This window comes from Lacrimispora sp. BS-2 (assembly GCF_040207125.1).
In the GTDB taxonomy this organism is placed as follows: domain Bacteria; phylum Bacillota; class Clostridia; order Lachnospirales; family Lachnospiraceae; genus Lacrimispora.
In genome coordinates, this window is the sequence record NZ_CP157940.1 from 3,033,276 (window position 1) to 3,051,406 (window position 18,131).

15 protein-coding genes are annotated in these 18,131 nt (G+C 45.3%); all 15 read right to left on the reverse strand.

What is annotated here, in order from left to right:
• Window positions 1-23: 23 nt before the first annotated feature.
• The 15 genes from ABFV83_RS14315 to rpsL all read right to left on the reverse strand — a co-directional run bounded on the left by ABFV83_RS14315 (window position 24) and on the right by rpsL (window position 17,936).
• On the reverse strand, window positions 24-1,274 hold the full coding sequence (locus ABFV83_RS14315; RefSeq protein ID WP_349944718.1) for an extracellular solute-binding protein: 1,251 nt from the start codon (window positions 1,272-1,274) through the stop codon (window positions 24-26).
• 277 nt (window positions 1,275-1,551) lie between these two features.
• A complete protein-coding gene (locus ABFV83_RS14320) occupies window positions 1,552-2,001 on the reverse strand; it encodes a cytidine deaminase (protein WP_349948931.1) in 450 nt (149 codons plus the stop codon).
• 71 nt (window positions 2,002-2,072) lie between these two features.
• Window positions 2,073-2,780 carry a purine-nucleoside phosphorylase gene (gene deoD / locus ABFV83_RS14325; RefSeq protein WP_349944720.1) on the reverse strand — a complete coding sequence of 236 codons (708 nt, stop codon included), beginning with the start codon at window positions 2,778-2,780 and terminating at the stop codon, window positions 2,073-2,075.
• 16 nt (window positions 2,781-2,796) lie between these two features.
• Window positions 2,797-3,573, reverse strand: coding sequence for a uridine phosphorylase (udp, locus tag ABFV83_RS14330; RefSeq protein WP_349944721.1), 777 nt, complete (start codon window positions 3,571-3,573; stop codon window positions 2,797-2,799).
• 17 nt (window positions 3,574-3,590) lie between these two features.
• Window positions 3,591-4,310, reverse strand: a complete 720-nt coding sequence (locus tag ABFV83_RS14335; protein WP_349944723.1) for a Crp/Fnr family transcriptional regulator — start codon at window positions 4,308-4,310, stop codon at window positions 3,591-3,593.
• Window positions 4,311-4,396: 86 nt separating this feature from the next.
• Entirely contained in the window at window positions 4,397-5,314 is a 918-nt protein-coding gene (locus ABFV83_RS14340; RefSeq protein ID WP_349944724.1) for an ABC transporter permease, read from the reverse strand.
• Entirely contained in the window at window positions 5,307-6,431 is a 1,125-nt protein-coding gene (locus ABFV83_RS14345) for an ABC transporter permease (RefSeq protein WP_349944726.1), read from the reverse strand. Before ABFV83_RS14345 ends, ABFV83_RS14340 begins: the two co-directional genes overlap by 8 nt.
• Entirely contained in the window at window positions 6,424-7,980 is a 1,557-nt protein-coding gene (locus ABFV83_RS14350; protein ID WP_349944728.1) for an ABC transporter ATP-binding protein, read from the reverse strand. Before ABFV83_RS14350 ends, ABFV83_RS14345 begins: the two co-directional genes overlap by 8 nt.
• Window positions 7,981-8,079: 99 nt before the next feature.
• Window positions 8,080-9,135 carry a BMP family ABC transporter substrate-binding protein gene (locus ABFV83_RS14355; RefSeq protein WP_349944730.1) on the reverse strand — a complete coding sequence of 352 codons (1,056 nt, stop codon included), beginning with the start codon at window positions 9,133-9,135 and terminating at the stop codon, window positions 8,080-8,082.
• A gap of 24 nt (window positions 9,136-9,159) precedes the next feature.
• Window positions 9,160-10,023 carry a YjjW family glycine radical enzyme activase gene (locus tag ABFV83_RS14360; protein WP_349944732.1) on the reverse strand — a complete coding sequence of 288 codons (864 nt, stop codon included), beginning with the start codon at window positions 10,021-10,023 and terminating at the stop codon, window positions 9,160-9,162.
• The gene (locus ABFV83_RS14365; RefSeq protein ID WP_349944734.1) at window positions 10,020-11,516 is read right to left on the reverse strand and encodes a YjjI family glycine radical enzyme; all 1,497 of its coding nucleotides are present in this window, start codon (window positions 11,514-11,516) and stop codon (window positions 10,020-10,022) included. The genes ABFV83_RS14360 and ABFV83_RS14365 overlap by 4 nt, the downstream gene beginning before the upstream one ends.
• A gap of 1,866 nt (window positions 11,517-13,382) precedes the next feature.
• Window positions 13,383-14,576 carry an elongation factor Tu gene (gene tuf / locus ABFV83_RS14370; protein WP_349944736.1) on the reverse strand — a complete coding sequence of 398 codons (1,194 nt, stop codon included), beginning with the start codon at window positions 14,574-14,576 and terminating at the stop codon, window positions 13,383-13,385.
• Between the two features lie 154 nt (window positions 14,577-14,730).
• Window positions 14,731-16,851, reverse strand: coding sequence for an elongation factor G (fusA, locus tag ABFV83_RS14375; protein ID WP_349944737.1), 2,121 nt, complete (start codon window positions 16,849-16,851; stop codon window positions 14,731-14,733).
• Between the two features lie 15 nt (window positions 16,852-16,866).
• Window positions 16,867-17,337, reverse strand: coding sequence for a 30S ribosomal protein S7 (rpsG, locus tag ABFV83_RS14380; protein ID WP_054742207.1), 471 nt, complete (start codon window positions 17,335-17,337; stop codon window positions 16,867-16,869).
• A 179-nt stretch (window positions 17,338-17,516) separates the two neighbouring features.
• Window positions 17,517-17,936, reverse strand: a complete 420-nt coding sequence (gene rpsL, locus ABFV83_RS14385) for a 30S ribosomal protein S12 (RefSeq protein ID WP_349944739.1) — start codon at window positions 17,934-17,936, stop codon at window positions 17,517-17,519.
• Window positions 17,937-18,131 lie beyond the last annotated feature (195 nt).

An 18,131-nucleotide genomic window follows, 5' to 3' on the forward strand; every position in this document is an offset into this window, starting at 1 on the left:
TTTGTTCTCCCTCTCTCCATATATTACTTCATATTCGCAATTGCTGCTTCCGCTTCTTTCTGATACTGCCCTGCAGAAGAATCCAAATCTTTATCCGATTTGTTTACCGCTGCCAGCAAGGCTTCTGCCGGTCCCCACATAACACTCATCTCCGGAATGTTGGGCATGGGCTCTGCTGTTTCTGCTGTTCGTTTCATGGCCACAATCATTTCATCCTCAGTAACGGTCTCTGTTTCATACGATTTTTGATTTGCTGGTGTACAGCCTGCCTTTTCTGCAAGTGCAACTCCCACCTTCGGATCTGACAAAGCTGTAAGCACCTTGCCTACGGCATCCTTTTTCTTTTCAGCCGCATGTTTTAAGACACCGATTCCCTGAACACCAGAATACGGTGCCAGTTCCTTTCCATTTGGCAATGTGAAGTCTGACAGGGACTTGATGCCCAGTTCGATTCCCGCATCTCTGATACCGGATACCAGCCATGGCCCGCCGATAATGGCTGCCGCCTTTCCTTCGTTGAACAATGTGGTTACTGTGTTATAATCCCCATCTGCCTGAAGCTTGGCGAACTTCTTATTATATTGGATTCCTTCCATGGTTTTTTCATTATTCAGTCCTGGATTTGCATCTTTATCAATAATGTATCCACCAAATCCATTGATAAACGGAGCTACATTATATGCCGTTGAATGCTGGTTCACAAGTGCATAGGTACCTGCTGCAGTATCGGTATGTTCCAGCATATAGGCATATAAATCTTCAGTTGTAGAAGGAACCTCTCCTTCCCACAGATCTTTGTTATACATAAATAGCAGTGTTTCAAAATAAACCGGCAGCAAATACTGTTCCTTATTATATTTTCCTGCCTCTTTCGTCATTGGAAGCATATCCTCATACACGCTTTCATCAACTAAATCTGTAATCGGCGAGAGCACCCCCATCTCTACAAACATTCCCAGAGAATCATGTGCGTACATATAAAGATCCGGGCCGTCTTTCTCATCGTTCCCATATAATTTTATCTGATCTGTCAGCCCGCTCCTCTTTTCAAATTTTACGGTAATACCATCGTCCCTAAGGGATTCATTTACTTGTTCCTCAATCACGTTCATAATTGCCGCATTCCCATCATGCCAGATGCTGATTTCCTCTTTACCCGAAGAATTCCCATAATCAATGCTGCTGTCAGAACCTGCTTCTTTTACCGGCCCACAGCCGGCAAACAAGGTTGAAACCATTACCATACTAAGGACCACTGCGATTTTTCTTTTCATGCAACCTCCTCCATTCCTTAAATAAACTTTTCCTTTTTCATATTTTTACCAAATAGATGCCTTGGGTAATTTTTATCATATACTGCTGATAAATTCAAGAAATACGGTATATCTCTCCTGGTAAAAGTGAGAAAACGTTTTCCTTATAAACTTCTCCCGGATGCAAAAAAAGAGCCGAAGCCTTTAAATAGAAAAGGCTTGGCTCTTAGTTTTAATGATTCAAGGATAAAAAATAACTCTTATCAGGATCCTTGGCAATCCCATAAATGCGGTGATTTTATAGATTTTTCGGTCCGAATCCCATGGGCAGCAGCTCCTTCAGATAAAATATCTTATACTCTTCTCTGCCGGACGCTAATATAATCCGAAATGTTTCCGGATCGCAAAACTCCATCATCACCTGACGGCAGACACCGCAGGGAGCCGTAAGCCCTGTAGGGATCCCCTCTTTTCCTCCAACGATGCAAATTGCTCTAAATTCCTTTTCGCCTTGGCTGACTGCCTTAAAAAATGCCGTTCGTTCCGCGCAGTTACTGGGAGTATAGGCTGCATTTTCGATGTTGCAGCCCTGATATAAAGTGCCGTCAACAGATAATAATGCCGCTCCCACCTTAAATCCTGAATATGGAGTATATGCCCTGCCCATAGCCTCAAATGCCTGATCGATCATTTTCTTTACAGGAAGCTCTGTTCCGGCCAAATTCCCGCTCCGCCCAGCACTTTTCATGGTTTCTTCTTTCATTTCCAACCTACTGGCCACCACCCTCTCCTAAAACCGGAGCCATATTTTTCTGCAATCTACAATTCCAGGGCGATTTCTATCATTTTTCCAAATCCAAGCTGCCTCTTCTCTGCGCTCAGTTTCTCCTCTCCAAAAACAAGATCGGAAATCGTCAGCATGCAGAGAGCCTTTTTACCGGCCGCAGCCGCATTCATATATAAAGCCGCTGTTTCCATTTCAACGGCCAGAACTCCCATATTGCGCCACTTGTCATTCACTCCGCTGTCAGCATTATAGAAAATATCACTGGAAAGCACATTGCCCACAACCGCTTTCGTTCCCTGCTTTCCGGCCGCTTCTGCCGCTCTAGCCAGGAGCTCATAATCAGCAATAGGCGCAAATGTACCCGGAAGTCCATATTGGTAAGCATAATTGGAATCCGTGCAGGCCCCCATGGCGATCACCACATCCATAAGCTCTACTTTATCCTGAAGGGAACCGGCGGAACCGATGCGGATAATCTGGTCCACATCATAAAAATTGTACAGCTCATAGGAATAAATTCCCATGGACGGCATTCCCATTCCGCCTCCCATAACGGAAATTTCCTTCCCCTTATAGGTTCCGGTAAATCCAAGCATGTTCCGGACCGACGTTACCTGAACCGGATTTTCCAGATACGTTTCCGCAATATACTTTGCCCGTAAGGGATCCCCCGGCATTAAAACTGTTTTTGCTATTTCACCTTTTTTTGCCCCATTATGGGGAGTTGGTGTTATCTCCATTTGATCTCCTCCTCTTTTATGATTCTTCCTGACGTATCATTAGCCGAATGGCTTCTACGGCTGTTCGTATGGCCCCATCCGTATCATGGACGATCGGATTTTCAAGACCAAGTCTTGCCCGTTCCTGGTTCGCTAATACAAGGAATATAGAACCGACCCTCACCTTAAGCGCACTGGCTGCAACAAACAGAGCCGCGGACTCCATCTCCGAAGCCTTGCAGCCCAGCTTCATCCAGGCTTCCCATTTGTTTAACAGTTCATGGGATACTGGCTTTGTTTCCGGAGAATGCTGCCCATAAAAGGAATCCTTACACTGGACAACTCCTACATGACAGGTCTTATTAAGGGCCTTTGCCGCAGCCGCCAGGGCTCCTGTTACTTCAAAATCCGGGACTGCCGGAAACTCAATGGGCGCATACTCCCGGCTGGTTCCTTCCATGCGGATGGCTCCGTTCGCAATGACTAAATCCCCGCTTTTTACCTCCACATCCATTCCGCCGCAGGTACCGACGCGGATGAAAGTATCTGCTCCGGACATCACCAGTTCCTCCAGGGCAATGGCCGCCGAAGGACCGCCGATCCCCGTAGATGTGACGCTGACTGACTTACCGTCTAACGTACCGGTATAGGTCACGTACTCCCTGCTGTCTGCGATCAGTCTGGGATTGTCAAAATACTTTGCAATAAGAGCACAGCGCTTGGGGTCTCCGGGCAAAATGACATATCTGCCCACATCCCCTTTCCCAACCTGGATATGATACTGTTTTCCTTCTGTTTCTGAATAATTTGTCATACTTAATCCACCCTTCTCTATATCTCATTCTCATCGATTTTTTCTGCAACCACGGCCTTAATCCGCCGGTACTGCTCTTCATCGATAATAATGGTCCTTCCTTCCCTGGAAATGTACCCTTTTTCCTCCATCTGGCTGACGCACCGGTTCACGGTCTTTATGCAAAGACCGGTACTGTTTGATAAGTCTTTTCTTGCAAGCTGTATGCGGCAGGTCCCACGGTGGGATGATTTCCGGTATATCTCCATAAAGAGCAGGAACAGCCTGTCGCTTCCCTGCAAAAACAAAAACAGACGTTCCTTCCTGACCTGCTCTAAAAGATAGACCCCCATGGCCTTTACTTGTTCTAAAACCGCATGGATATCCGAAAGCATCCAGCGGCTGAACTGATCCTTGGATACACAGAGGAACCGGCAGTCCGTTTCTGTCACCAGAGTGGTCCGGTATAAGTCAAAGCCCATGAGAAATTCCATGGCTCCAAACACCTCCACCGGATAGAATCTGGTATAGTCGTAGGCGATTTCCTGAACCCGGTAATCCGTAGCCTTTACGACACCTTCCACCAGAATATATATGGTGTCCACGTTTTCATTTTCGTGAATAAAGGTGGTGCCCTTTTTTAGGTTTACTATCTTAAAGGCTTCCAGGAGCCATTTAGGCGCATTGGCCAGATAATTATTTAAGTATTCCCGCGGCTCACTGTGAAGTTCATTGATTAAAGACATGGCATCGTTCACGATCTTGCTCCTTTTCCTTTCTTTCTCTTTGATTTCATCATACCATATTTATGATCCGCCGGGAATCATTACTTGTCTCTAAACGCTTACCTTGCATCCTTTTCGTATGGCTGCCCGCTGGCTTTCGGCGCAGAGGATTTGCCCACAAACAGAATCAGGATCATAATCGTAATAAGATACGGAAGCATAGCCAGAATGGAGGAAGGAACTACAAATCTTCCCCCTCCCAGGGTAACGGTAAGGGCCTGGGCCGCTCCGAATAACAGGCAGGCGCCATAAGCTCCGTGAGGAGTCCATTTTCCAAAAATCACTGCCGCCAGTGCAATAAATCCCTGCCCGCTGATGGCGGTGGGCGTAAACTGGGGGATAATGGCCAGGGTCATGGACGCACCGCCCAGCCCGGCTAAAATGCCGGAAACCAGCACACAGATATACCTGATTTTATAAACGTTAAGTCCCATGGTATCTGCTGCCGCCGGATGCTCTCCCACTGCCCTGATATGAAGTCCCCACTTTGTTTTATAAAGAAAGAACCAGATAAAAACAGCCAGTACAAACGCGATTACAACCGTCACATCCACATTTAAATTCTGAAACGCCTTTGAGTTTAAACTTCCAAATACCTTTGGTATCTTATGAGGCACCGGCAGGGACATGGTGGCGCCGTCAAAAAGCAGGCGGCAGACAAACAGAGCCACGCCGGGGCCGATCAAATTGATGGCAATGCCGGAAATCGTCTGGTCCGCCTTGCATGTAATTGACGCAAAGGCATGAAGAAGTGCAATAACGCCTCCTGCCAGACCGGCCGCAAAAAATCCTGCCCAGGCACTTCCTGAATAATAGCCCACAGTAGCCCCTGTAACCGCTCCGATGGTCATCATTCCTTCAATACCAATGTTGGTAACGCCGGACCGCTCCGACACCACTCCACCCAATGCTGCAAATACCAAAGGAGTGGAATACATAAGTGTAATGCCCACAAATAGCATCAGACTGTTAAGCATGTTTCTTACCTCCCTTCGAAAAACGGTCCACCAGCGGCGGAATGATACGGGTCAGCGCCACAAAAAATACGATGACACCAATAACGATGTTGATAATTTCTGACGGGGCTCCCACCTCGTACTGCAAAGACTGGCCGCCATAAATCAAACCGCCAAAGAGCAGTCCCGCAAAAATACAGCCGATTGGTGAACTTGCCGCAATCAGACAAACGGATAATCCGTTAAAGCCCGTGTTTTCAAAGGCTGCCAGTGTGGCAATCCCGTGAGGAGAATTTCCGGTAATATAAAGAGATGCAGCCAGCCCGCAGATAGCTCCGGAAATAAGCATGGAGTGCAGGATATTTCGGTTTACATAAATCCCGGAAAATTCCGCTGCGCTCTTGTTGAAGCCTACCGCTCTCAGTTCAAATCCCTTAGCGGTTTTATATAGAAGGAACCAGATAAACACAGCCAGAATGACTGCAATAATAATTCCCACGTTTACATCTGTTTTCAGAATGGTGCTGCGCAGAAATTCGTTCTGTGCAAGGGCCGCCTTCCCTGCCTCCGTTGTCTTGTAATTTCCCAGAATCATCGTATAGCCGGAACGGTTGATGGGGTAGGTCCCAATGGTATCCGGCTTATGGAACCGGTTTAAGGTGCATATATAATTGGAAAAGTAAAGCGCGATCCAGTTCAGCATAATGCTGGTAAGAACCTCATGGATGCCGAACTTCGCCTTTAAGAAACCTGCAACTCCGCCATACACTGCCCCGGCTGCCACACCTGCAAGGACAACGAGAGGAACCTGGATCACCGGAGGAAAATCAAACAGAATACCGACCACAGTAGATGCCACACACCCCATAATAAACTGGCCTTCTGCTCCAATGTTGAAAAGTCCGGTCTTAAATGCAAATGCAACGCCGATTCCCGTGAGAATAATAGGCGTACTTTTGATAATTACATTGGAAATGTGTTTCGGACTGGAAAAGACTCCGTCAAATAAAACGGCTAGTGAATGAACGGGCGGATATCCCGCCGCCGCGAGTATGATCCCCGCTACGATAAATCCAAAGAAAACAGCGATCAAAGTCATTGTTAATGGTTTTTTTAATATCTTTATCACTTTATCCATGATTCTTTCCTCCTGCCATTAACAGACCGATGGTATTTTCATCTACGGTTCCCTGTTGAAACGTATCTTGAATTTTTCCGTCGTAAATCACCGCTATGGTATCAGAAACATTCATAACCTCGTCCAGTTCAAAAGAGATTAAAAGCACAGCTTTTCCTTTATCCCTTTCACGGATCAGGGTCTTATGCACGGTTTCAATGGCTCCTACGTCAAGTCCTCTTGTGGGCTGTACCGCAATCAGTATATCCGGATTCATGGCGACTTCACGTCCGATAATAACCTTTTGCTGATTTCCGCCTGAAAGTTCCCCCACCCGTCTGGAACCGCAGTCATCCGGCCGGACATCATACGCCTCGATGAGGGTTTTGGTAAACTCTTCCATTTTCTTTCTGTTTAAGATCCCTTTTCTGGAAAATGGCTCTTTGCGGCACCGTTCCAATACCGCATTCTCATTTACAGTGAAGTCAAGGACAAGCCCCCTTTTCTGCCGGTCCTCAGGAATGATGCTGACGCCGCTGTCTATGACCGTCCTTGGGTTTGTGTTGATGATCGGTTTCCCGCAGACCGTAATGCTTCCCCTCTCTGCAGGAACCAGGCTGCTGATGGCTTCCACCAGCTCCTTCTGCCCGTTTCCGTCTATTCCCGCGATCCCCACGATTTCTCCCTTGCGGACCCTTAAGTTAAGCCCCTTTACCGCTTCAAGCTTTCTCTCATTTTTCACAACAAGGTCTTTGATCTCCAATACCGTTTCACCCGGCTTTGCCGGAGTCTTATCCACCACCAGCTTTACTTCATGGCCTACCATAAGCGCAGCCAGCTCCTGCCCGGAAACCTTCTCTACCGGGACCGTATCAATGTATTCGCCGCGGCGGATGATGGTACAGGTATCGGAAGATGCCTTGATTTCCTTCAGTTTATGGGTGATGATGATAATGGCCTTTCCGTCATCTACCAGGTTGTGCATGATGGAAAGAAGATCTTCAATCTCCTGAGGAGTCAAAACAGCAGTAGGCTCATCAAGGATTAATAATTCCGCTCCCCGGTACAACGCTTTTAATATTTCCACCCTCTGCTGCATTCCCACAGAAATATCGCAGATTCTGGCATCCGGATCTACTTCCAGCCCGTATTTCTCAACGATTTCCAGGATCTGGTTCCTGGCCTTTTTCATATCTACAATGCCAGCACGGGATGTGGTTTCATTTCCTAAAATAATATTCTGTGTGACCGTGAAATCCTCCACCAGCATAAAATGCTGATGAACCATGCCAATGCCGTTTGCTATGGCCACATTGGGATTTTTTATGTCCACTTTTTTCCCATTGATAAATATTTCTCCCTCATCGGCCTGATACAATCCGTACAGTACATTCATCAGCGTCGACTTTCCCGCACCGTTTTCACCCAGAAGAGAATGAATGCTGCCCTTCTTAACATCCAGACTCATATCCTTCAAAGCGTAAAATGCACCGAACCGTTTTGTAATTCCGTGCATCTGGACCGCATAATCGCTGTTTACCGTGACCATGTCAATACTTTCTCCTTTCATTATTGTCCATGCTTTCTGGACATAAAGGTATACCCGCAGGGTGTTTCGGTTTTACACCGCAGGCTCTTTCGATTCCTGCGGTGTAAAATTTTATCTCCTCTATTCAGAAATAAATGCTTCATATTCCTCTTTCGTGGTCGGCGGTGTCAGTTCTCCGCTCTTAATTTTATCCTTCACCTTTAAGGTATCCTCATAAACCCCTTCCGGCATGTTACCATGCTCCTCAGGAATTCCCACACAGTCTTCCTGTAAACCAAAGGTAAGGGTTTTACCACCAATTTCCTCGCCGTTCATTGCTTCTTCCGATACTTCCTGTACTGCTTTTCCAACTAATTTAAGAGCTGATGTCAACACATTTTCCGGTGCCAGATATGCCTGATCGCGGTCTACACCGATTACCCACTTGTCCGCTTCCTTGGCCGCCTCGATCACGCCGGTTCCTGTACCGCCAGCCGCATGATAGATAACATCACAGCCATCAGAATACATTCTTGCAGCAATTGCCTTTCCCTTAGCCGCATCACTAAAGCTTTCTGCATACTGCACGGAAATATCAATATCCTTGCCAAGCTCTTTTGCCGCATACTTTACGCCGGCTTCATAACCGTACTGGAACTGGTCGATCAGACCTGAAGAAATTCCACCTACAAAACCTACTTTTCCAGTCTGTGTGGTCCGTCCTGCCACATATCCGACCAGGAAGGATGGTTCCTGTGCGCGGAACATAACTCCAGTCACATTGGAAGGGGTATCCTCATAAGCATTGTCAATGATCGCATATTGGATATCAGGATTGCTGCCGGCCGCCTCCAGCACTGCATCGGCACAGGCGTAGCCTACGCCCCATAACAGATTGGCGCCGCTGTCTCCCAGTCTCTCCAGATTCGTTACGAAATCTGATGCCTGCTTTGACTCAATGTAGTTGACCTCTGCGCCGGTCTTGTTCTTTAACTCGGTAAGCCCTTCCCATGCAGACTGGTTAAAGGACTGGTCATTGATTCCGCCTGTGTCCGTAATCATTGCAACGGAAAAGCTGCTCTTTCCCCCGGAAGTCTCCTCCTGAACCTTTGTAGACTCTGTTTTTGCGCCTCCGCAAGCCGTAAGTGACAGCACCATCGCTGCTGTTAAACTAAATACAATACCTCTTCTCATCATAACCTGATTCCTCCATTTTTCATTCTATACAATTTGTATTTCTTTAAACCCACATTGAACCGCCAGTTCCTTTAACTTCTCCATTTGTTCCGGCGAAGGGCTTTTTCTCTTTTCCATTTTTCCTCTTACTCCATAATTGCGGAATGTAATGAGCTTTAACCTGAAATTCTCCAGATAAGGGGTCACTTCGGCGGCCACGCCCTTAATGACCTCCTCCATATCCACATCTTTATCTTCTGCCAGACCGGAAGAAGATTCTCCATCCAGGCATACAAGTCTTACCTCATATAATTTTCCTGCCTGTGCCAGATAGTTCAGATTTTTTTTAACAATACAATTATCTCTGCCTGTCAGCCGGTGAAACACATGGGAGTCCCAGGCTTTTACATCCAGCATGACTTGATCCGTCACCGCCATGAGTCCCGGATGCTTTGTGAAATCCACACAGCCGTTGCTGTCCAGAAAACAGGATAGCCCGGCTTTCCCTGCAAGCGTAAACAGCTCCGTAAGAAATTCCGGATAAAGACTGCATTCACCGCCGGATACGGTGATCCCCTGGATAAACGGTATGTTTTTTGAAATTTGCTCCCAGACCTCCAAAGCCTCCATCCACTTCACCTTTGGAGATGAATGATTGGGACAGACCCGGATGCAATTATCACACTGGGTACAGACCGCCTCATCCCATATCACATGACTGCCTGAAAGGGACAATGCACCAGCCGGACACTGGCTGACACAAATACCGCAGCCATTGCACAGTCTCTGTGTCTCCGGGTTATGGCAGTAAGCGCAGGCGATATTGCAGCCCTGGACAAACACTGCAGTCCGGCATCCCGGCCCGTCCACTACGCTTAAGGGAATCATTCTATTGATCGCGGCTCTCACTGCAGTCCCCTTACCTTCCGGTTCTCAAGATGGGCGTTGCGGTAATTGTCACCGCCTAAATGCACCGTATTCTGGAGTACGGCTTCACCTTCATAATATTTTTCCATCTCGCTCCGTTTGACCAAATATCCCGTTATCCGAACCAGATCGCTGTCTGAGGCATAAAAGCTTATATATTTGTCTCCCAGAGAAAATGCTCCCTTTACAATATCCAGCATGGCAGCCGGGTTGTTTCTTCCCGTGGGATCAAAAGAGAAAATATCCGCACAGCCAGTTGGGAAAAACTTGTGGAACCTGGCGCTGTGACGAAGGTGGTCATACATTAGCTCCGGCTCCAGCCCTACCGGGATCCGTACGCCTGAGGTAATGCCATGGTCCGAATCAATGCCGACCTGGGCGTGAAGTGCAAAATGGTTATCAAAGACCTCTGAATATAAGGCTTTTGTATTACCTGCATAATCTGCAATCACCTGCATGATCTGTTCTGCCAGGTCATCTGCTTCTTCATTGTGGCCATATGTTTTTTCCGGATCTTCCATCAGCATATTGGTGCATTCCGCCAGCCCTACGACTCCGAACATGGCAAGGAACTTATCCCTGGAGATGAAGCCTTCCCGGGAAAGGAAAGAGGTCTCAAAGAAATTGGATTCTTCTACAAGGAAACGGATTCTTTCATTCATGTAGTCACCCATGCAGGAAAGACAATCAGGCAACCGTTCTGTCAGAAACTCTTCCCTGTTCTTTGCTTCCGCTGCCAGCCTGGGAAGTACGATTCTCGCCAATGTGTAGGAACCTCCCCCAATTGGAAGGATATTATAGCAGCTTGATATTCCGTAATCACCGTAGGTGTCTTTGTGCATCTTGTGATTGCAGATAGCCGGGTTCGCACAGTACAGGGAGGTATAAAGAGCAAGCTCTGCATAAGAATCCGGCGTAATGCCCCTGTCATATTTCAGCGTTAAATTAGGAACTGCATTTTGAAGCTCCTTTTCAAGCTTTAAAATCAGGCGGCCCGCTCTCGTCTCTTCCGGTCCCAAATTGGCGTGGCAAAAGCCATCGGTTATGGTCCGGTCCAAATAAATGAGGAACAGCTTCAGCTTTTTTTCCGCTTCTTCATCTGTCATCCCTTCAAGAAACGGTTCAATCAGTTTATCAATATTACCCAGATAAACGGGATAACTGGTGATAGAGGGGACATGGCGGTACAGAATCGTCAAAAACTGCAATACTTCGTCCAGGTCCTCAGGTGCGTCCAGTTGTAAAAATTCACAGCCGTTTTTTATTGCTTTTTCGTAGTCCGGCATCACGTATCTGGGACGGTAAGGGGCGTGTCCTTCATCCAGATCACAAATCGCGCCGATGTCCATGTAATGGCGGGTTTGTTCCGGTATGGAAAGCACCTCCAGACTATTTTCCGCCGCATGGGCCAGCGCCACAACCTTTTGCTCATAAGTCAGGTTCTTTGATGTAACAATGTCTAAAATTTTATTCATGCATCCTACCTCTTTCATTTCAAGTCTTATCCACCATAAAAGGACTTATATCTCTGATACCCCTGAAATATTCACATTATAGCAATTACTTTTTACTATCTAAAGGACTTATGTCCTTTTTTAATTAAATATAATACGATTTGTACATAAGTAACATTTTTATGGTTGATATTTTAGTAAAAAGTACAACAAAATTTGAGTGGTTTTTTATGCGTAATGTGTCTAAATTTTTACATGATTACATCTTAAATTGAATAAAAGTACGATATTAAGTGCAAGGAAGAACCAAATCTCTTTGTAAACAAAGGGCTTGGCTCCCAATATTAATTATTTAACAAAAATAATACCTTTTCTTAGGACCTTATGCTGATCAAATTAATACCTAATTATTATTTAGCTCTCGCCTTTGATGGAAAATATTGTATAATATGATTGGGTGTACGTTACGGAAAGAAGGGAAGCTCAGGAATGAACACTAATTGCCAGAATTCATGGCTACATATTTTTAAACCAATTATGTTATAGCTACTCTGAATGCTATCTCATACCCTTTTCCATCTCTGAATTTATATCACTATCTCTGGCGCTTGGGTAGGTTTCGTACGAATATGGTAACCTGCCCAAGAAAAAAACTTAGGAGAAAGTGGTATGAGAAAAAATTCAGAGAGAATCACAGTTTTAATGCTTACGTTGCTGAGCACTTATGGAAGAGACACTATGCAATATATGTACACCCTTGTTGTCATTCACCCAAAGATTTTTTGTTTTGTATGCTTTGCAGCATGCGCTTACTTAATTATTTTCAGTAGACGTAGGTAGAAACAGCGTCAGGGAGGACTGCAGCCGAACTGACGCTATTTTCCCTAATTTCTAATATTGGTTTGAGTATTTTAAACTGCACCTCTGGTTCCGTATAACTTTCCAGCTCTTCTTCTCTGCCATAGAGGAAGAATTATATCATGTGGATTATATACGTGGGGGAGGTATACCGAAGATTATCTGTGGATTTATTATATAGACTGTGAACTACCTATAGGCCAGGAACAGTTGATACTTTTAGATGAAAGTATTGATCCCCCTCTTTTATTTTAATTGAATAAGATTAAAGAAATACACTAAGAATTTTAAAAAATAATCTTTCATACTGAAAGAAGAAAACCGTTTTTCTATCGAATTAGTACCTTTATAATATATTTAATCGGGGAACCGGAGGGGCGATACCAGCCACTGGACACTTTGAAAGGGGCTGGTGTTATGATTACATACTCTGATTTATTTACGTTTGTAATTATGCTTTGTGCAATTATCACTCTTGTTAGACACAAAAAGTAGCGCCCTCGTCCTGGTAAGATAAGGCGCTACTTTAAACAGTAAATTATTTTGCCAGCGGCTGGACTTCACCCAGCTTCCGGCTCTCTTGTTAAGTATATTATACGCATAAAATATGCATCTGTCAAATATAAAGAACAGCCCCAGCTGCATAATACAAACTCGTATTCACAACTTTAGCACAGCCATGTCAGCCTATAGAGAGCTTAGTATCAAAATATAGGAGTCCAAAAGTTCAATTCAGTCAAGCGGATATTCGCAACCCGCTTCGCTACTTGCTCGCAGCGTGCGCCGCTCTACCGAGTATAACCGAACAGTAGCTGTCGCTGCTTGTCAGGCGGAGCTCTTGCATCTTGTCGCGAAGCATCAAGATGATGATACTCCACCTGACACAAGCAAGTCCCCACTCACCACTTAATTATTTTCACATTTGAAACAGAGGGCTTACTTAATTTGGTTAAAATAGTACCATTTTAATACCACAAGACAAAAAAAGCCGAAACCCTTATAAACAAAGGGCTCGGCTTTTAAATTTAATTATTCAACGATAGTAGCAACTCTACCTGAGCCTACTGTACGGCCGCCTTCACGGATAGCGAAACGAAGACCCTGCTCCATAGCTACCGGATGAATCAGCTCTACAGACATTTCTACGTTATCGCCAGGCATACACATCTCTGTGCCTGCTGGTAAATCGCAAACGCCAGTAACGTCAGTTGTTCTGAAATAGAACTGAGGTCTGTAGTTGTTGAAGAAAGGAGTATGACGTCCACCTTCATCTTTTGTTAAAACGTAAACCTGAGCGGTAAACTTCTTGTGGCACTTTACGGAACCTGGTTTAACCAGACACTGTCCTCTTTCGATTTCAGTTCTCTGAACACCACGAAGTAATGCACCGATGTTATCACCAGCCTGAGCTTCGTCAAGCAGCTTACGGAACATTTCGATACCGGTTACAACAACCTTACGTGTCTCTTCATGAATACCAACGATTTCAACTTCATCAGATACGTGTAATGTACCACGCTCTACTCTACCAGTAGCAACGGTACCACGGCCTGTGATGGAGAAAACATCCTCAATTGGCATTAAGAATGGCTTATCTGTTTCACGTACAGGATCTGGAATCCACTCATCTACTGCAGCCATTAATTCAAGAATCTTGTCGCCCCAAGAGCTGGAAGGATCTTCAAGAGCCTTTAAAGCAGAACCCTGGATGATTGGTGTATCATCGCCTGGGAATTCATACTCGTTTAACAGTTCACGGATTTCCATGTCTACTAATTCAAGTAATTCTGCATCGTCAACCATATCGCACTTGTTCATGAATACAACGATGTAAGGAACGCCTACCTGACGGGAAAGCAGGATGTGCTCTCTTGTCTGAGCCATAACACCATCGGTAGAAGCTACAACTAAGATAGCGCCATCCATCTGAGCAGCACCAGTGATCATGTTCTTAACGTAGTCAGCATGTCCTGGGCAGTCAACGTGTGCATAGTGTCTCTTCTCTGTCTCATACTCAACGTGAGAAGTAGAAATTGTGATACCACGCTCTCTCTCTTCCGGAGCCTTATCGATATTCTCGAAAGCTACTGCCTGTCCAGTACCTAATCTTTCATGAAGAGTCTTTGTGATAGCAGCTGTTAAAGTAGTTTTACCGTGGTCAACGTGACCAATGGTACCGATGTTACAATGGGTTTTGTTTCTTTCAAACTTAGCTTTAGCCATTTTATAACGTCCTCCTTAATTTATGCTCTTTTTGAGCTTTCATTTTTATGTTAGGCTGTTTTTTATTATATGCTATTTGTGCACTATTTTCAAGCCTATTTGACGGATTCCAGACAGTCATAGCCGTCTGGAACCCAGTGGAACCAGTTAGGAATTATTTGCCCTTTTTCTCTGCAAGAACTTTTTCCTGTACGCTCTTCGGTACCTGCTCATATTTCTCAAAGAACATGGAGTAGTTACCGCGTCCCTGTGTTCTGGAACGTAAATCTGTGGAATAACCGAACATCTCTGCTAACGGAACATATGCTTTAACCATCTTTCCGCCGCCGATGTCTTCCATACCTTCGATACGGCCACGACGGGAGTTGATATCACCGATAACATCACCCATATAGTCCTCAGGCATGGTTACTTCCACCTTCATGATCGGCTCAAGAAGAATGGCGCCGCCCTTGTTCATCGCATCCTTAAACGCCATGGAACCGGCGATGTGGAATGCCATTTCACTGGAGTCTACCTCATGGTAGGAACCGTCGTATACGTTTGCCTTAACACCCAGTACCGGGAATCCGCCCAGAATACCGGACTTAGTAGCTTCCTCAATACCTTGGCCGACTGCCGGAATGTATTCCTTCGGAATCGCACCACCGACAACGGAAGACTCGAACTTAAAGGTCTCTTCGCCGTTAGGATCCATCGGCTCAAAGCGAACCTTACAGTGTCCGTACTGACCACGTCCACCAGACTGTTTCGCATACTTGCTGTCAACTTCAACAGATTTTGTAAATGTCTCCTTATAAGCAACCTGAGGAGCACCTACATTGGCTTCTACGTTGAACTCACGAAGCAGACGGTCTACGATGATCTCCAGATGAAGCTCTCCCATACCGGAAATGATAACCTGGCCAGTTTCCTGGTTGGTCTTTGCACGGAAGGTAGGATCTTCTTCTGCAAGCTTAGCTAAAGCTTCGCCCATCTTGCCCTGACCAGCTTTGGTCTTTGGCTCGATAGCAATATCGATAACCGGCTCTGGGAACTCCATGGATTCCAGGATAACCGGATGCTGATCGTCACAGATCGTATCACCTGTTGTTGTTACCTTAAAACCAACGGCAGCAGCAATATCACCGGAATAAACCTTGTCCAGCTCGGATCTCTTGTTGGCATGCATCTGAAGGATACGTCCAACACGCTCTTTCTTGCCCTTGGTTGCATTCAGCACATAGGAACCGGAATTCATAATACCGGAGTATACGCGGAAGAATGCCAGCTTTCCAACGAACGGGTCTGTCATGATCTTAAACGCCAGAGCTGAAAATGGCTCTTCATCAGAAGAATGACGCTCAATTTCATTGCCGTCCATGTCAACACCCTTAATAGAAGGAATGTCAGTAGGAGCAGGCATATATTCAAGAACTGCATCAAGGAGCTTCTGAACGCCCTTGTTTCTGTATGCGCTTCCGCAGCATACAGGAATAGCTGTGCAATTACAGGTTGCAGCTCTTAATGCTTTCTTTAATTCTTCTACGGAAGGCTCTTCCCCTTCCAGGTACATCATCATTAAGTCATCATCTAACTCGCAGATTTTCTCAATTAATTCACCACGGTAAAGCTCTGAGTCATCCTGCATATCCTCAGGGATATCAATGATGGAAACGTCATCGCCCTTATCGCCGTTGAAGATATAAGCCTTCATTTCAAACAGATCGACGATTCCTTTGAATTCATCTTCTGCACCGATAGGCAGCTGAATGCAGATTGCATTCTTGCCCAAACGGGTTTTGATCTGTTCAACAGCGCCGTAGAAATTTGCACCCATGATATCCATCTTGTTGATGAATGCCATACGGGGTACGTTATAGGTATCAGCCTGACGCCATACGTTCTCGGACTGTGGTTCAACACCGCCCTTTGCACAGAATACGCCTACAGCGCCATCCAGTACACGTAAGGAACGCTCAACCTCTACAGTAAAGTCAACGTGTCCTGGAGTATCAATGATGTTGATACGATACTCAGGAGCACCCGGCTTCACCTGGCAGTTTTCATGCATGGTCCAGTGGCAGGTTGTAGCAGCTGAAGTAATTGTAATACCTCTTTCCTGCTCCTGCTCCATCCAGTCCATGGTGGCAGTACCTTCATGAGTATCACCAATTTTGTAGTTTACACCAGTATAATAGAGGATACGCTCAGTCAATGTGGTTTTACCTGCATCGATGTGGGCCATGATACCAATATTTCTGGTTCTTTCCAATGGATATTGTCTTCCAGCCAAAGCTTTTTCCTCCTCTTAGAATCTATAATGAGAGAATGCCTTGTTTGCCTCAGCCATCTTGTGCATATCTTCTTTCTTCTTTACAGCAGCACCTGTGTTGTTGGCAGCATCCATCAGCTCATTAGCAAGTCTTTCTTCCTGAGTCTTTTCGCCTCTCTTACGAGAGTACAGAGTAATCCATCTTAAGGCTAATGTTTGTCTTCTCTCCGGTCTTACTTCAATCGGCACCTGATAGGTAGCTCCGCCGATACGTTTTGCCTTTACTTCAAGTACAGGCATAATGTTGTTCATCGCTTCTTCGAATACTTCAACGGCTGGTTTGCCGGTCTTTTCTTCCACACGGGCAAATGCACCGTATACGATCTTCTGAGCAACACCTTTTTTACCATCATACATGATGTTGTTGATCAGCTTTGTAACAATCTTATTATTGTAAAGCGGATCTACTAATACGTCTCTTTTTTGAGTATGTCCTTTACGTGGCACGTTACTTCCCTCCTTAATATGGCCGTTCAGCCTTTACCGGCTAATCGGCTATTCATTAGATCCTAGGTACTCACAAACATTCAAGTTGCGTTCGCGCTCGGTTTCTATCTATATAATCCTGCAACCTACAGGTTCAATATCTAAAGTCCGGCACTAGAAATTTAAATGTGTGGTTCTAATTATTTTTTCTCTTTAGGTCTCTTTGCACCATACTTGGAACGAGCCTGTCTTCTGTTAGCTACTCCTGCGGTATCCAGTGTACCTCTGACGATATGGTATCTGGTACCTGGTAAGTCTTTTACTCTACCGCCACGGATTAAAACAACGCTATGCTCCTGAAGGTTATGACCCTCACCTGGGATGTAACTTGTTACTTCGATACCGTTAGAAAGACGTACTCTGGCGATCTTTCTAAGAGCTGAGTTAGGTTTTTTAGGTGTAGCAGTCTTAACTGCCGTGCAGACGCCCCTCTTCTGTGGAGCAGAAATATCAGTTGCTTTCTTCTGTAAAGAGTTGTAACCCTTCTGCAGAGCTGGTGCCTGAGATTTCCTTGCGCTTGTCTGTCTACCCTTTCTTACTAACTGGTTAAATGTTGGCATTCCATTCACCTCCTGTGATATTGTCTGTGGTTGCTGTTATCTTCAGCTTAATTTACGCACAAAAACATGACGCGTTAATGCACGCCTAATTATTATATACATTTTGTATTTTTCTGTCAAGGTTTTTTTTAATATGTGCTGATAACTTATTAAAAAACATAATTCCATAAAAGCAAAGGCAATCAATGGCTAAAG

Excerpts from the sequence above, each read along its gene's own strand:
- ABFV83_RS14315 (WP_349944718.1), bottom strand. The coding sequence starts at position 1,274 with ATGAAAAGAAAAATCGCAGTGGTCCTTAGTATGGTAATGGTTTCAACC.
- ABFV83_RS14320 (WP_349948931.1), bottom strand. The coding sequence starts at position 2,001 with ATGAAAAGTGCTGGGCGGAGCGGGAATTTGGCCGGAACAGAGCTTCCT.
- deoD (WP_349944720.1), bottom strand. The coding sequence starts at position 2,780 with ATGGAGATAACACCAACTCCCCATAATGGGGCAAAAAAAGGTGAAATA.
- udp (WP_349944721.1), bottom strand. The coding sequence starts at position 3,573 with ATGACAAATTATTCAGAAACAGAAGGAAAACAGTATCATATCCAGGTT.
- ABFV83_RS14340 (WP_349944724.1), bottom strand. The coding sequence starts at position 5,314 with ATGCTTAACAGTCTGATGCTATTTGTGGGCATTACACTTATGTATTCC.
- ABFV83_RS14345 (WP_349944726.1), bottom strand. The coding sequence starts at position 6,431 with ATGGATAAAGTGATAAAGATATTAAAAAAACCATTAACAATGACTTTG.
- ABFV83_RS14350 (WP_349944728.1), bottom strand. The coding sequence starts at position 7,980 with ATGAAAGGAGAAAGTATTGACATGGTCACGGTAAACAGCGATTATGCG.
- ABFV83_RS14355 (WP_349944730.1), bottom strand. The coding sequence starts at position 9,135 with ATGATGAGAAGAGGTATTGTATTTAGTTTAACAGCAGCGATGGTGCTG.
- ABFV83_RS14365 (WP_349944734.1), bottom strand. The coding sequence starts at position 11,516 with ATGAATAAAATTTTAGACATTGTTACATCAAAGAACCTGACTTATGAG.
- tuf (WP_349944736.1), bottom strand. The coding sequence starts at position 14,576 with ATGGCTAAAGCTAAGTTTGAAAGAAACAAAACCCATTGTAACATCGGT.
- rpsL (WP_349944739.1), bottom strand. The coding sequence starts at position 17,936 with ATGCCAACATTTAACCAGTTAGTAAGAAAGGGTAGACAGACAAGCGCA.